This is a genomic window from Paenibacillus sp. MY03, from assembly GCF_002165585.1.
GTDB classification, from domain to species: Bacteria; Bacillota; Bacilli; order Paenibacillales; family Paenibacillaceae; genus Pristimantibacillus; species Pristimantibacillus agaridevorans.
On sequence record NZ_MXQD01000060.1, the window covers coordinates 1 to 15,659 of the forward strand.

At 56.1% G+C, this 15,659-nt stretch carries 9 protein-coding genes; 3 read left to right on the forward strand and 6 right to left on the reverse strand.

All coding sequences use genetic code 11. The features are described from left to right. Both B1748_RS31715 and B1748_RS31720 read left to right on the forward strand, forming a co-directional pair. On the forward strand, positions 1-194 hold a 194-nt coding region (locus B1748_RS31715; protein WP_143810420.1), incomplete at its 5' end, for a zinc ribbon domain-containing protein. A gap of 164 nt (positions 195-358) precedes the next feature. Further along, entirely contained in the window at positions 359-730 is a 372-nt protein-coding gene (locus tag B1748_RS31720) for a hypothetical protein (RefSeq protein ID WP_087571976.1), read from the forward strand. Positions 731-760: 30 nt separating this feature from the next. Here B1748_RS31720 and B1748_RS31725 read toward each other — a convergent pair whose 3' ends face one another. From B1748_RS31725 to B1748_RS31750, 6 genes are all read right to left on the reverse strand, one after another. Next, the gene (locus B1748_RS31725; protein WP_087571977.1) at positions 761-1,954 is read right to left on the reverse strand and encodes an S-layer homology domain-containing protein; all 1,194 of its coding nucleotides are present in this window, start codon (positions 1,952-1,954) and stop codon (positions 761-763) included. 138 nt (positions 1,955-2,092) lie between these two features. Continuing rightward, complete coding sequence (locus B1748_RS31730; RefSeq protein WP_179215918.1) at positions 2,093-7,942, reverse strand: polysaccharide lyase family 8 super-sandwich domain-containing protein; 5,850 nt, start codon at positions 7,940-7,942, stop codon at positions 2,093-2,095. 232 nt (positions 7,943-8,174) lie between these two features. Next, a complete protein-coding gene (locus B1748_RS31735) occupies positions 8,175-9,854 on the reverse strand; it encodes an extracellular solute-binding protein (RefSeq protein ID WP_179215919.1) in 1,680 nt (559 codons plus the stop codon). A gap of 129 nt (positions 9,855-9,983) precedes the next feature. After that, complete coding sequence (locus B1748_RS31740) at positions 9,984-10,859, reverse strand: carbohydrate ABC transporter permease (RefSeq protein WP_087571980.1); 876 nt, start codon at positions 10,857-10,859, stop codon at positions 9,984-9,986. Between the two features lie 16 nt (positions 10,860-10,875). After that, positions 10,876-11,793 carry an ABC transporter permease gene (locus B1748_RS31745; RefSeq protein WP_306299352.1) on the reverse strand — a complete coding sequence of 306 codons (918 nt, stop codon included), beginning with the start codon at positions 11,791-11,793 and terminating at the stop codon, positions 10,876-10,878. Positions 11,794-11,993: 200 nt separating this feature from the next. After that, positions 11,994-14,219, reverse strand: a complete 2,226-nt coding sequence (locus B1748_RS31750; protein WP_179215920.1) for a helix-turn-helix domain-containing protein — start codon at positions 14,217-14,219, stop codon at positions 11,994-11,996. A gap of 251 nt (positions 14,220-14,470) precedes the next feature. Between B1748_RS31750 and B1748_RS31755 the strand changes: the two genes are divergently transcribed. After that, entirely contained in the window at positions 14,471-15,625 is a 1,155-nt protein-coding gene (locus tag B1748_RS31755) for a glycoside hydrolase family 88 protein (protein ID WP_179215921.1), read from the forward strand. Positions 15,626-15,659 lie beyond the last annotated feature (34 nt).

Consider the following 15,659-nt stretch of genomic DNA (forward strand, 5'->3'; position numbering starts at 1 on the left):
AAGCGAAGTGGTATGGCCGAACAATCAAGGAGGCGCCCACATTTGCCCCATCGAGCCAAACTTGTCATGTATGCGGAAACAAGCATGCAGAGGTGAAAAATTTGAGCATTCGCATGTGGACTTGCCCGGTCTGTTTCACGGTACATGACCGAGACAGGAATGCGGCGCAGAATATAAAGGCAATGGCGTTGTAACGAAAGAAACAGGAACTGCGGGAACCGCAGGGATCGCTTGGCGTACGAATTTTTCGCAAGAAGATATCGATGCGATTTTGCTCCATAAGGAGCAATAACCCAAGAATCCCCCCATCTCTTCAAGGTGGCGGGAGTGTTCAAGCGAGTCTCTTACGGAACTTATAGTGAAGGCGCTGGCGCTATTAAATGCCTTGACCTGCCATGCGGAGTGGGAGTCGCGAGAATTTTTTGCGAGCTTGCGCGCACTGCTTTATTTCCAGAATGATCTGAAGCTGCGCTCTTCCCTGGCGTTGTTGGAGCATGATCAAGCCATTGCGCTGGACTACTTCAGAACATTTCTGAAGAGAAGCGATGCCGCGCTTCATATTTTGCGCAGCGGAGCCCTGCCTCATAACTTGGCGTTATATGAGCGGTTGAAGCAGACGGCGCATCCCATTACCCAAGCATGTCTGATACTTAAGTGTCATTTTGATATGGAAGAAACATGTATCATCCCGTTGACTGATGAAATTTTGCGGGCGATGAAGGCAGGTTAAGTTGCAGGGAAATCGATATAGCGTCTCCGCTTACAGCCGCAGCCCGGAAGCCGGGATTTCTCGATTATCCAACGCCTTCAAAATAAGGGCGCACACTTCTGCGCGGGTCGCCGTCTCAAGCGGCGCGAAACGGTTGCCGCCTCTGCCGCGCATAATGGAGGCTTCCTGCAAGGCTGTGGCGGCAGGACGCGCCCAAGTCGGAATGAGCTCCGCATCGGCGAAGTCCGGCGAAGCGGCTTGCGATCCCGATGCCGGCTCAAGTCCAAGCGCGCGTGCGATTACGACGGATAGCTCCGCGCGCGATACAGGGCGATCCGGCCGGAAGCTGCCATCGTCGTAGCCGTTCATGAAGCCGGCGGCTTGCACGGCTGCCGCATAAGGCTTCGCCCAAGCTGCGATGGACGCCGAATCGGAGAAGCTCAGCTCGCTACCGTCGGCTGTCCGCCCATAAGCACGGACTAGCAGCGCTGCGAGCTGCGCGCGCGATACGGGGAGGTCCGGCCGGAAGCTAGCATCCTCGTAGCCAGTGACCCAGCCTTGCGCGGCTGCCGCTTTCACGATAGACTCCGCCCAATGGCCTGCTATATCGGTAAATGCAAAACCTCCCGCATGCGCCGGGATGACGGTTGTCGCGTCAGCTGGCTGCAAGTCGAGTTGGCTCAGCATGGAGTCGACCAGAGAGGCGTTCAAGATCGTCAGTTTCGCATCTCCAGCGCCAATACGCTCGAAGGTTAGCTGAGCGAGTGTCGTGCTGCCCGCATGACCTGTTACGTTGCCTATCTTTGTGAAGACTAGCTTTAACGTGTTGCCGACGAGCTTGGGTGCAAGCGAGAAGCCTTTGGTGGGCATGACGGCATCCAGCAGCTTCAGTTTATCCGGAGCGACGAGTATATCCAGTTCATACGCGTAGAGATTTTCCAGTCGATCGGCGTGGACGGCGACTTGGATACGACCGTCTACCATGCTCCAGTCCAATCGGAACCGGGCGTCCGCATTGGCTTTCGCAGAGGTCGTGCTAGCATGCGTATCAGGCAACGCCAGCGGCCCAGCCCCAGCGTTTGCTTGCGCCAGCAGCATGGCCTTAGTGTTTGCTTGAGATAGTAGCAGGTTGGTCACGGGGCGTCCATCGTCTGGCGCCGCGGTAGCGACACTTGCCTGCAAGCTGGCGCTCACTCCAAGCAGTAGGGCGAGCAGCGGAGCAAACAAAAATGTGATCCTATTCATGTATGAGCCTCATTTCCGACAAATAGTGTATCGTGCTCCAAGCACGGAGAGAAAGAAGCGGCGCGAATACAGTACTCGAGCCGCTTCTTTCATTCATTGGAACCTGGGCCGAACGGCAATCCTGCAACCGAAAGCAGCTTACTCCGCCAGCCAATCCGACACGATCATGCGTGCGACGGCGGCTAGCTCGACGAGCGAGATGCGTCTGTTGCCGAACAAGTCGGCTTTGTCGACGAGCTCCCAATAGGGATCGTCGCTAGTGATACCGTAATATTTGGCAATCAGCGACAGGTCGCGGATGGTGACGGCGGTCTGTCCCGGCACGAGAGTTACGATTCGGGCAGCGAAGTCGACAACCTTCGTATCCATTGCCGCACGTGCATGATCGATTGCGCCTTGCGTCGCGTACGCGTTGCCGTGGACGATCCTAGCGGTCGAGATCGCCGCCTCCAGAGCGTCCACTGCATCGCCTGGGTATTGCCCAAGCTTATCGCCTTCCGCAGATGCGGCAAGCTTTGTTTGCGCGCGCTGGATCGCTGCGGCTAGAGCCGTCTTGTCCGTGACGGGCAGCGGCGGCGGCACCACGCTGTTCTGGAACGTCGCGACCGCGGCTTGCAAAGCGGTTAGCGCGGCATCGATGCCGTCTTGCGTCAGACCGTCGTTTTGCCCGGCTGCCTTGGCAGCCGCGATCGCGTCGGCGAACGCATCCAAGGCGCTCTGCGGATATTGCCCCGGCAACGAGCCCGGAGACGCTGCCGCAAGCAGCTCACCGGCCGTCGCGATTGCCGCTTCGAGAGCGGACGTATCGGCAAGCTTGATTATGATCGTCGCGGCAGCTTGCTCTGTGTTCGCTTCGATCAGCTCGCCTTCCGACGACAGCTGGAGAGAAGCGATCCGCACATGCGTCTCTCCGGCAGACGCATCGTCCTTAACCGTGCCTCGAAGCTGGAAGAGCTCTCCCGCGCTCACGACGCCTGACGACGTTTGCGCAAGCACGACGAGAATCTCGCCCTGATTCGGCTTAACGCCGCTCGCCAGCAGCTGGAAGCCGTTTGGCGGCAGAAGTATCGCTGCCGGATCCAGCTCTAGCTCGCTGTCGATATTCTCAACCGTGGCGAATGTAAGCGCTGCGGGATCATAGGTCAAGATCGCTTCGATAATGGCAGAGTCGCCGTCAACTTCAGTCTCGTTGATGCCGACTGCAAGCCCGACTTCCCCGCCAAGGGCTGCTGATGCGGTCGCTGTGAGCGTCACGGCCGGAGTCTCCGGTTCCGGCTCGCTTCCGGCTTCGGTTGTTGCCGTTACGATTCCGGATACCGGAGAGACGGCACCGCCGTAAACCGCGACGGTCAGATAGTCGTAGGAGCTGCCATTGGATAGCCCTTCGTCGACATATGACAACGCGCTTAATCCTGCCGGGCTAATCCATTCGTAATCGGAAGCACCCGCTGCCGACCGGTACACGCGGTAGCTCGACGCTCCCGGTACGGCACTCCACGTCAAGCCGATCGACGAGGACGATAATGCCATCGCTTGCATGCCCGTCGGCGCGGACAACGCGTACGAGATGCGAACGTTGTCCAGCGTCATCGAGCTGGCGTTGCCGCCAATGGAAGAGGAAAACTTATCGATCGTTCCAATACCGTTGTAACGGTAATTCCATCCGGAAGCCTTCAGCTCGTTATTTACATACACATCGTACCTCCGCGTCGTCGAATTTACGACGACCTTGAGCCGATAGAGTGCTCCTGCGGGAGCGGATGCCATGATATCGGTCTTGGTCCCGCCGTTATAGCCCCAGATCTTGTCGTTCTGTAGGACGATATGCACCGCGGAGCTGTTGGAGGTCATGCTGCCGTCGGCCAGAATCAGCGCATTTTTCCAGTTGATGTCCCCCGTTGTAAATTCGGCCTCTGCCGTAATAAGACTGCCCTGCGGCGCTTGGAACAGGGCATAGGCCTCCGCGCTGCCTTGCGACGAAGCGGTCGAGATCAACACCTGCTTGCCGCTTCCGCCGCCTGCTACATTCTGTACCGTCACCGTATTGACAGCTACGCCGCCGTTGCCGACGAGCCAGCCGTTCTGGCCGTTCAGCTCGCCTTGCGGCAAGCCGTCGAAGCTTTCGTCGATCACGTAAGCCGGAATGTCGGCTGGAAAGGAATCTGGTACTATGGAAGCCGACACGACGGATGACTCCCGCGATACGGCTCCTCCGTGAAACGCCACGATCTTGTAGAAATAGGAGGTATCCCCGCTCAGCCCCTCGTCCGTGAAGCTAAGGGCGGCAATGTCCCCGCCGATACGCTGGAAGCCGGCGGAAGGATTCTCTGACCGGTAAAGCCGGTAGCCTTCGGCTCCCGGTACCGCGTTCCATGTCAGACTAACGGAAGAACCGGACAATGGCGCAGCCTGCAAGTTGCTTGGCGCATGCGGGATATACGATACCTTGACGTCGTCGAAGCTAAAGGAGCTGTTTGCGTTGCCGGAATTGCCGATGACGAGCGTGTCGATCGTTCCGACGCCGGCATAGCGATAACTCCAGCCCGATACTCGCAATTCATCGTCGACATATACGTCGAATTTGCGCGCAGCTGTATCTACGACGACCTTGATACGATAAGGGACGCCAACTTCGATGCCGAGCATAATATCCGTTTTTGTCCCGCCATTATACCCCCACATTTTTCCTTTCTCGATGACAACGTGGGCGGCTGTGCTGTTCGAAGCCAAGGTGCCGTCCGCCAAAATCAGCGCGTTTTTCCAATTCGAGTCGTCTGCAATGGCCGTCACTTCTGCGATCAGCGTGCTGCTAAGCGGAACGTCAAACGTTTTCTCCGCAGCAGACGTGCCTTTGTCCACCTTGGTGAACATCTTTACGAACTGATTGCTCGAGGAGCCCTCTACGGGCCGCACGACGACCGAGTTGACGGGATCGCCGCCAGTGTTCACAATCCAGCCGTTCTGGCCGCTCAGGTCTCCTTGGCTCATCGCGTCGAAGTTCTCGTCAATGAGGTAAGCCTGGAGCCCGAACAGAGATGGAATCGCGGCAGTTGGACGGGATACGCCGCCCGCGTTCACGGCTGCCACCCGGTAATAATAATTCACGCCGCTAAGGATGTCGGAATCTGTGTATGCGTTGCCCAACGCCGGGGCAGCATTCAGCGAGACGAACGGTCCGTCCTTCGACTCCGAACGGGATACGTCGTAGCCGTCAGCGCCGGACACTGCTTGCCATGCCAGCTCGACGGCATCGTCCGTGGCGCTCACTATGCGAAGGGCGGTAGGCGCTGCTGGCAAGGTCCATATCGACAAGCTATTCGAGTCCGCCGAGAGGCCATCCGCGTTCAGTGCCACAACCTTGTACAGGTAATTATTGCCGCTCGCGAGTCCCGTATCCGTGTAGGATGTGGCGCCGGCAGAAAGACCCCATACGGACACGAATTGGCCCGTTGCAGCTTCGGCGCGATACAGCCGGTAGTCGTCCGCGCCCTCTACGGCGCTCCAACTCAGTGTGGCGGAGCGGTCTGTTACTCCGATAACCGCCAGTTCCGCCGGAGCCTCAGGTCCGACGGATGGCTCGCCAGGCGCGCGGAATCGCGCCTTAAAGCTCTTTCCGCCGGCGCCGTCCACGTAGATTGACAACGTTGTTGCGGAGCCAGCCGTTCCGACGCTCACGCCGGGATCTATGTAGGCGAGCGATCCCAACTCCATATCGAGCGTTAGCTCGATCGTTCCTTTATTCGCCATTGTGGGGTCGGATACCGATATTTCCGTCCCGGTCTCGTCCGTGCGAAGCATGACGGAGGCCTTCTTGTTGCTCGTCACGCCGGCAACCGTCTTCGCGGCATCTTGCCAGAAGTTGATGCCCATGGCGCCGAGGCGGTTCTCCCGGACTGCCTGCGCCTCTGCGCTATTTTCCAAAACCTCGATATTGGGATTGGAAGAGTAGCTTTCCGTCTCTGCGGCGGTCTTGCCCGGCAGCAGGACGTACGCGTAGGAACCGCCGCTAGGCGTAGTTCCATGGTCGAACCAAAGATTCATATAATTGCGTGTAAGATCCTCGAAGTAGGCCGGATCCTTAACGGGATCGGTGAAGTAGTTGTTGATGCTGTACCAGTTCGCGGTGCGCGACTCTCTCAGCCCGTTCAACTGAACGCCTCCGCCCGGAAAATAATACCCGACATCCGTGCCAGCAGCGTTGCCCTCGAGATGCACCCATGAGACGTCATCCATCGTTTCCGTCCAGCCAATCGAGGAGGACTTCGCTGTCCCGTTTACGGTCAGCGCATTCGTTCCGTCTGCGTTCAGCTTCCGATTGTCGACGATCGTCTCCACTGGGGCCGTGTCATTCGACGACTTAATGTCGGCGCCGAGGCTGACGACTTCATCGTCGAACATGAACCAGGACTTGCGGGCGGAGACGGAGGAAAGCGAATCGACGTAGTGCATCCCCGAAACGCCGTACAGACCGTCTACTTCAGTACCGCCGACCCAATTGGAGCCATTCTTGACATGAGGCGGCGTCTCGCTGTCCTTAAGCACCGTCGTGCCGGGTAACCGGTGGCTGTTGACCGTCGGCCAGAAAGCATCCGCAAATTGCTTCACATCGTCGTTATACAGATACGTCATGCCTGCGCCCGTATGCCACCCTTTCAGGTTTTCGCCGTTAATCAGCTCATAATTGCCGATCTTGTCGGAATACATGCCAATGGCGAAAGCAAAATCCGGTCTGCGATGCACGGCTCTCGCCATGCTGGGGTACTGCTTATTCAGGACCAACTCGCCGCGTGGCTGGATGGAGGCATCGTTCATGATTGCCTTAGTCTGCGACACAAGCTGAATGGAGCCGAGGGTGTTGTAGGGTGCGTCGGAAGTCGCTTCGAGCATCCATTGCTTAACCATTGCCTTGTATCTTGCGGCATCGGCTGGATCAGGCGCAGTGTAAGCCAGCCGAACGACCGCGGAGCCGAAAGCGCCCATCGAGGTCAATCCGCCGTTATCGATACGGGCGATATTGCGGCCGGTCACAATGGTCATCATGCTGTTGTCATAAAACAGCGGTTCAAAGGAGTTATAGACCCAGTCATAGATGTTGTCCAGGTTCGGATCGGTAATATCCCACGAGGAGCCTGCGACGATAGCCATGACCTTCGTCAGGTTGTCGAGCATCGAGACGCCATAGCCGCCGTTATAAGGAATGAGTGCCGTATGCATGACGAACGATCCGTCGGGATAAGTTCCTTCTCCTGACGTCACGTAAGGGAAGATCGGGCTGAGCGCACCCACGCCAAGCTGGATTTTTGCGCTGTCCTTCATAAGGATGCCGCTTGTGATCAGAATGTTGCAAGACCACACTCGGTTCGCCCCTACGTTGCCCGGGGAAAGCGACAATGCCTGCCAGTCCATTACGCCGTGCCAGTCTCCCAGTTGCTGCGGTGTCAGGTACTCGTAAAGGAGAATGGATACTTTGTTGATGGAGATAGGGGAAGCGATTTGCCAGTCATACCAGTTGCCGTAACCCCGCTTGGGAACGCTCGTGTTGTAGCGGTTCTCATACATCCAATCCATGCCCGAAATGATATCTTCGCGCAATTGGGCATTCCCGTAATAGACAGAGCCTCTCGTACCGTATGCGGTAGCCATCTTCTGCAACCGATCGTAGTTGCCGGATATATGGTTGGACTGCATGTCGGGTCCGATCTGGCTTGCGAGATCGCTCCACAGATAGGTGCGGTCGGCGCTTGTGTCCATCACGTTCCAGAACGACTCGGTAAATTCGTCAAGGCTAGCGATACGCGGTGCGATATCGGGGTCTGCGGGATCGAAGTCGTCACCTCCGGTGAGCTCTTCGTGCAGCCTGGCGCGCAGCTCATCATATTCGTCTTCGCCGCCGCTAGCCGAAGCGGCTGGGGCAGGGGAGAACAGCGGGTTAACGAGCAGGGCGATGACCACCATCACCGAAGTCCATTTGAAAAAATTCCATTTCAACGTCATTCCTCTCCTTTATCAATCCGATTGTCGGATGGGATGTAAACGCTTGCGGAAATGATATGAAAGTTGCCGGGGATGGACTGTTGCATCGCATGGATCCCCGGCTGATGTGTCGGTAGCAGGACATAAGGACAGGAGTACAAAAGGCAAGCATGCAAGAGACGGAGTTATCCTCCGCCCCCGTTGCCACTTGTTATGGGCTCAATAGAGCCTCTAGCCGTTTGGACTCTTACTTGCGAATGTATTTGAAATACTCGTCCGTGTGGATGATATTATCCTTGTTGTCCGCATAAGACTTGGCGTAAAATTCGTCGATTTTGGCGCCGCCTGCTTGCTCCCATGCCGCTTTAGCCTCCCCAATTGCCTTCTCGACCGTTTCGGACGGACCGCCGACAATCGCTTTCGTGTAAATGTTGGTCAGCGTGTTCTTGATCGTGTTCGTCGTTACGAGCATGTCGGCCGGCAGGGAAGGGGAGAACTCCATCTCCTTCCAGAGCGGACGATCTGGAGACAGGTACGCTTCGCGACCTTGCGCGATCAGATCCAGATAAGCCTGGTCAAGCGGCTTGGAGGGGTCCAACTGGTTGGAAAACTCGGCGCATTCGCCCATCAGGCCGGTGTTCGCCAGCATGTACATGTCGCCGTTGTAGCTAAGCTCCTGCTTGTTTTTCGCAGGGTCGATCGGCTTCGGACAGCCGTTTTCGCCCATTTTGTAGTGCTCGCCCTCGATGCCGAACATCAACGTCTTTGCGACTTCCTCGCTGCTCAGCCAATCGATGTAAGCCATAACCGCAGCAGGGTCCTTGGCCGTTGCGTTAATCGCGGCAGTAAACTGAACCGGCGTACCTCCCGCCGGAGCAAACGTGCCAAACTCGGATGCCGGCATTGGCACAATCATGACCTCGGCGTTCGGATTGTTCGTCATCAAAGTTTCGTATGCGTTGTAGCCGCCACCGCCTTCGAGGCCGCCCATGCCCCAGATGCCGAGCTTGCCGTTAAGCCAATCCTGCTGCGCCTTGGCGCCGTTCTGATCGGCAAAGATATCCTTGTCGACAACGCCGGCCTCGTACATCGCCTTCTTAAACTCCAGAACGGCTTGCGGACGATCCCACGAACGTTTTAGCTCGCCGCCCTCCAGGAAATATGCGTTAACCGGATCCCCCGGAATGTTGTTCAACTGGTAGAAGAAGTCCACCGCCTGGAACGTCGCGCCCAGCGTGTCGTTCTGTCCGTTGCCGTCCGGATCGCCTGTCGTGAACGCCTTGGCTACTTCGAGGAACTCATCGGTCGTCGTCGGCGCCTGAAGATTGAGCTTGTCGAGCCAATCCTTGCGAATCAACAGGAAATGGTTTGTCGTCATCGGGATTTGACGTCCAAAGAAATACGTTTCGCCATTATGTTTCGTCAGCTTTTGGATAATTTCGTTTTCCTCCAAAAACTTCTTGTAGGTGGTGGAATGTTTTTCGATCACTTCGTCCAGCGGGATAAGCTGGCCCTTGTCGGCAATCTCCCTCATGAACGCATTCGAAAATTCGAAAATCAGATCTGGCGCTTCGCCGGAGGCGAACAACACGTTCCAGCGCTCCTGCGAATTCGTTCTCGGAATCGGCACGAATTCGACGTCAACCGGCGCGTTCTCCTGAATCCACTTCGTCCAGCGGTTGTCCGTAATGGTGCCTTCGCCCTCCGGCACGTTATTTCGGTCATAGACCGACACCGTAATTTTCGGCTTTGGCCCTTTGCTAGGCTCAGCCGTGCCGCCTCCGTTCGTCGAAGGCTGGTTCGTTGCTCCCGAGGTCTCCTTATTCGTATTGCTACCGCTGCAAGCGGACAGCACCAGGCTGGATGCAAGCAGCAACGAGAAGGATAGCTGAATGGTTTGTTTCGCTTTCGATTTCGATTTCATCATGGCGATTTGATCTCCCCTATAATGTATTGACAAACGATGATGCCCCTTAAAGATGTTGTTCAACCGTACCGCTGCTGGAGCCGCCTCACCTCCCTTCATTGTACCTGAAACCGCGCAAGGCGATCACGGTTAGCCTTTGACCGCCCCGATCATAACCCCTTTGACAAAATACTTCTGAAGGAACGGGTACACAATCAGCATCGGGATGACCATGACGATGATACCCGCAGCTTTGACGCCCTCTGGCGTCAGGCTCATGGCGAGATCCGGCTGCACGTTAGCCAGCTCCTGCATCAGCGTCTGATTCATAATCATCTGCTGCACGAGCACCGACAGATTATGCAGATCCGACTTGCTGATATAGATCAACACACTCATGAAGGCGTTCCAATGTCCGACCGCGTAGAACAGCGAAATCGCGGCGATGGCCGGCAAGGACAGCGGAAGTATAATGCTCCAGATGAGCCGCCATTCGGAGCAGCCGTCTATGCGAGCGGCTTCTTCCAGCTCCTCGGGCATCGCCTCGAAGAAGCTGCGCAGCACCATCAGGTTCCATACACTCACGAGCCCCGGGAACCATAACGAGCCGTACGAGTTCAGCAAGCCAAGCGATTTCAGCAGCAAGTACATCGGGATGATGCCCGCGCTGAACAACATGGTAAAGATGATAAGGAACGAGAAGACGCGGCGGCCGATGAAATAGCGTTTGGACAGCGGATAAGCGGCCAATATCGTAAAAAACATGTTCAGCAGCGTGCCGACAACCGTAATGACGACGCTGTTGCGGAACGCTTGCAGCACGGGCGTCTCGTTAATCAGCGCTTTATAGGCAGACAGATCGAAATTGACGGGCCATAAGCCAACCGAGCCGGACGCCAGCGCATGTTTATCGCTTAAGGATAGAGAGGCGACATGCACAAGCGGCAGCACGCAGCTGAGTCCAATTAGCAGCAGGAAGAGAGCGTTGCAGAAGTAAAAGATTTTTTCTCCGGTGGTGCTTCTCATGATTTCAGCTCCTTTTCTACCATAACCCGTGGCCGAAGCGTCGGGCGATAAAGTTGGCGGTGACGACAAGCACCAGTCCGACGAGCGCCTCGAACAGCCCCATGGCCGTAGCCAAGCTGAACTGCGCCTGCTGGATGCCCATTTTGAACATAAAGGTGCTGATGACCTCCGAGATCTGGGCGACCGTATTGTTCTGGAGCACGTAGACTTGATCGAAGCCGACCTCCATAAGCTGTCCGATCTTGAGGATGAGCATGATGAACACGGTCGGGAGGATGCCTGGAATCGTAATTTTCGTCATCTGCTGCCACTTGTTGGCTCCGTCGATGCTGGCCGCTTCGTAGAGACTCTGGTCGATTGTCGAGAGCGCAGCCAGATAGATGATGGCGCTCCAGCCAGCTTCCTTCCATATGCCGGAGCCGATAAAGATGGCGATCCAGGACGTCTCGTTGTACAGGAACGGAAAGGTGAAGCCGAACAGCTTGTCGAGCACCTGATTGATCGTGCCGGGACTTTGAGAGAAGATCGTGATGACGATGCCGCCGACGATGACCCAGTTCAGAAAGTGCGGCAGATAAACAAAGGTTTGAATCGTGCGCTTGAACCATGCGCGGCGAATCTCGTTTAGCAGCAGCGCAAGGATAATCGGGATCGGGAACCCCGCTGCGATGCTGAGCCCGCTTAGCATAAATGTATTCCAGACGATACCGAGCAGCTGTTTGTTATTAAAGATCATCTCGAACATGTCGAAGCCGATCCATTCGCTGCCCCATATGCCATCTATGAACCGGTAGTTCTTGAAAGCGATCGCAAGTCCGAGCATCGGGTAATACTTGAAAACGGCGAAAAAAATCAGGATGGGGGCGAACATAATAAAGAGAGGAATGTTTTGCCTCCATATTCGTTTCGAGACAGGTGTTTTGATAATGCTCACTTCCCTTGGATGTAATGTGGCTTAATCATAGGACGGGGAAACGAGGCTGGGCAATATACACGATTTCATGAGGTTAACATGCTTGCTGAAGCGGGTATTCGGCTGTCGATATACATCTTTTTGCGAGATATACAGGCAATCGCGGCGGCAAAAAAAAGAACGTCTCCCGATAAATTCGGGACACGTTCTTTACGATGAAGCTAAATGTACGTCTTGCGGTATTCGCCCGGCGTCGTGCCGACGTTTTTCTTGAACGCCCGGATGAACGACATTTGATGCTGATAGCCAGTCTGCTCGGAGATGTCCTGGATGGGGAGGGCGGTTGTCCGCAGAAGCTCCTTGGCATGCTCCATCCTCACCTTGCTCACGTAAACGACGAACTTTTCGCCGAACTCGTCCTTGAAAATCGTGCTGAGCGTCGACGGATTCATGTCCAGCATATCGCTGAGCAATTGCAAAGAGAGGTCGGGATTGTTGAAATTCTGTTCAATATAGCTCCGCATGCGGTGAACGACGCCTTGGTTGCCCTTTTGCTGCTTGCGCTCCTGCAGCCGTTCCGCAAAATCGCTTAATGTACGAATGTAGAAGCTGGCCAGTTCGTCCAACGTCTCCAGAGTGTCATCCTGCTCGCTCAGGAGGGAGCGGAATTCGTCGTTCCAGATAGGCTGATAGTCGCTGGGAAGCTCCTTCATCTCGGAGTGGAAGTAATAATTCAGATAAGTGAGAATATCGGCAATTTCTTCCTTGGGCAGCATCATCGATTTTAATCCGGCGAAAAGGCCGGTCAACTGTTCCTTCCAGTCTTCGTTGCCAAAGCGAAACGACTGCGCGATCGTCGGCACGTACTGCAGATAGACATACAGATCGTCGGGTCGCAGCAGCTCGATCTCTCGATAGCTGATGACGCGGTTGCCGCCTAACGCGGACTTGTAGTCCAGCGCGCGTTCCGCGGTTTCATAGGAGGCTGCAATGTCCTCCAGACGGGAGAGGGCCGGGCCGAGACCCGCCGTTACGGTGAGATGCAGATGCTGCTCCAGCCATAAACGTATTTCGTCGTAGGCGGCAAGCACGTCCGTCTCGGATAGCGGCGCATCCGGTCCATCGATAGCAATGACACTCATCCGGTGATTGTTGATCCATTCCTGCCAGACCAGGAATCCTTTGTTGTTGGCCGTTTCCGCTATAACTTTTTTTAGCGCGTACTTGAACAAGCCCTGATCCTTGCGGGAATATTTGCTGATGAAATCCACGTATTTGTCGATTTCGAACAAGCTGACATACGCCCTGCCGAACCCTGCGCCGAGGCCGACCGTCTCCAGCTCCTGCGCCCATTTGTCCTTGTCGACCGATCCTTCTCCGCTGACAAGCTCTTGCAACAGCTTCAGCCTGCGGTATTCGCTGTTTTCCTGGTTCCGGCTCTCGTACGCCTGCGACGCCTCCATGATGGTGCTTAACGTTTGTTCAATATAATGAAGCTCATCGCTGGAAGGCTCGATGGCTTTGCTCTCCGCGAACCGTTCGTTGTATCGCTGGATGCGGGACATCATCGTTTCGATCGGCTTGTAGTTTCGGCGCGTTATGTAGACGACCCATGCGATCGCCGCCGCCAGCGCCAGGAAGCCCAAGATAAAATAAGGACTTGCGAGATAGGTCAGCAGCATGCCCGTGCGTCCGGTCTTCAGACCGCCTTGGTAGGTCCAGCCGGTATACTCGGACAACAAGCGGAAGTCCTGTTCGCCGAAGCCTCCGAAGCTGGCGTCGTTCCCTTCGTAAAGTGTCTTTCCGCCGCTGTCCGATACCCGCAGGAAGTTCATGTCGGACTTCCCGTATTGTCTCAGGAAATTTTGCAGCTCGCTGAGGCTTACGTTGACGACGAGCAGCGCGCGTCCGTAGATGTTGATCGGCACGCCCTTGGTCATCGAGATGACAGCGCCTTCGCTTTCCGTGTGCGAGAGTGTCCGGTAGGCGCGGGTGGTGCTCCAGGGATGCCGGCCGGTATCGCTTAGATGGGACTGAATGAATTCGCGGTCACCGAACGAAGCGAGGGGCAGCTTGGTCAAGTTGCTGACGATCACGTCGTCGCCGGCCCTATAGATGTACGCCGAATGAATCCACGAATGTGTGTTCACCATGCTCTGGAGCAGTTGGGACAGCTCGATCGTAAATTCCGGGTCGCTCTCCATCGCGACGAAGGAAGTCAAGGTCGGGTTGCGGGAGATTGTCTCCAGCATCATTCTTTCCGTCGAACGGAGCGACATCTCAAGCGTATTTTGCAAATTTTGCACATAAATGCGCGTTGATCGCTCGGCCTCCTTCTGGGCAAGATCGTTTAGTTGAACGATGCCGACGAAGGCGAACAGACAGACGATCAGCACGAGCACGGGGAGATAGGCTAACAGCAGCCGTCTAAACCAGTTTTTTCTCATGTTGAGGACTCCTTCCGCGCCTAGCATGCTTGACAGGCTGCTGGCTGTCAATATACATCATTTTAGGCAATATACTTTATTTGTTCAAGCCTGATGAGCGTCCGCGGAAAAGTGTATATAGACTGCCTGAGGCAAGTCGGCGTATGTTGAACGTACAGCAGGGGCACGATTTTCAGCCGGGCTGCGCACTCCGGGTTTTATTCCGGTTTAGAGGATTATATTTAGGAATATTTGGGAGGGTATGAATAGACATGGTCACGAATAAACCGAATTGGGCAATTGACGCTTGGGAAAAAGGAAAGGCGCGAGCCATCCGATCCAGCGCGCGAATAGGAGCGGGCTTCCCGCATGGATCGGCCAGCGGACAATATCACATGATGTCGCCGACCTATTGGACGGCGGGTTTTTGGCCAGGGCTGCTATGGCTGCTGGAGAGGGAACAGCCGAATGCGGAGCTGCGGCTTCTGGCCGAGCAGTGCGAGGCGAAGCTGGATCCGCTCTTGTCGCGATACGATGAGTTGAGCCACGACATTGGTTTTATGTGGACGCTAACGGCGGTGGCGAATAACAAGCTGACGGGGAATGCGGACTCGCGCAACCGGGGACTCGTGGCTGCCAGTATTCTGGCGGGAAGATTTAATGCGAAGGGACGGTTTATCCGCGCCTGGAATCAGCCGGAGCGCACGGGGTGGGCGATTATCGACTGCATGATGAACTTGCCGCTGCTCTATTGGGCGTCGGAGCAGTTGAACGATCCGCGCTTTCGCCATGTCGCGGAGGCGCACGCGTCTACGACGGCGGAGCAGTTCCAACGCGAAGACGGCTCCATCTTCCACGTCGTATTCTTCGACCCTGCAAGCGGAGAACGGGTCGGCGCGGCCGGAGGACAAGGCTATGCCGAGCACTCCGCTTGGGCGCGCGGCACCGCCTGGGGCATCTACGGCTTCGCGCTCAGCTACCGTCATACGGGCGATGCAAAGTTTTTGCAGGCGTCTGAGCGTGCAGCTGACTTTTTCGTCCGCAGCCTGCCGGAGGACCTGGTGCCGTATTGGGACTTCCGGTTGCCTTCGATCGAACGCGCTCCGCGCGACTCTAGCGCGGCGGCAATTGCCGCAAGCGGTCTGCTGGAGCTGGCGGCGGCCGGCGTTGAACGCGCCGAAGAGCATCGCGCGAACGCGCTCGCAATTTTGGAGTCGCTTAGCCGCAACTATGTACCGGCGGATGACGACGCGGAAGAAGGACTGCTGCTGCACGGCACAGGCAATCTGCCGATGAACCAGAACATCGATTCGCCGATCATCTATGGCGATTACTATTACATGGAGGCACTGTCCAAGGTGCTGCACGGCGGTGAGTCGTTCTGGAGCCCGGCTGTTTCGCGGGTGGAAGGCGTATCGGCGGGGTAAGGAGATAGCCGTAGCAGAGGTAACAGACAGTGGC

Coding starts and splice junctions, on each gene's coding strand:
- B1748_RS31725 (WP_087571977.1), bottom strand. CDS start 1,954: ATGAATAGGATCACATTTTTGTTTGCTCCGCTGCTCGCCCTACTGCTT.
- B1748_RS31735 (WP_179215919.1), bottom strand. CDS start 9,854: ATGATGAAATCGAAATCGAAAGCGAAACAAACCATTCAGCTATCCTTC.
- B1748_RS31740 (WP_087571980.1), bottom strand. CDS start 10,859: ATGAGAAGCACCACCGGAGAAAAAATCTTTTACTTCTGCAACGCTCTC.
- B1748_RS31750 (WP_179215920.1), bottom strand. CDS start 14,219: ATGAGAAAAAACTGGTTTAGACGGCTGCTGTTAGCCTATCTCCCCGTG.
- B1748_RS31755 (WP_179215921.1), top strand. CDS start 14,471: ATGGTCACGAATAAACCGAATTGGGCAATTGACGCTTGGGAAAAAGGA.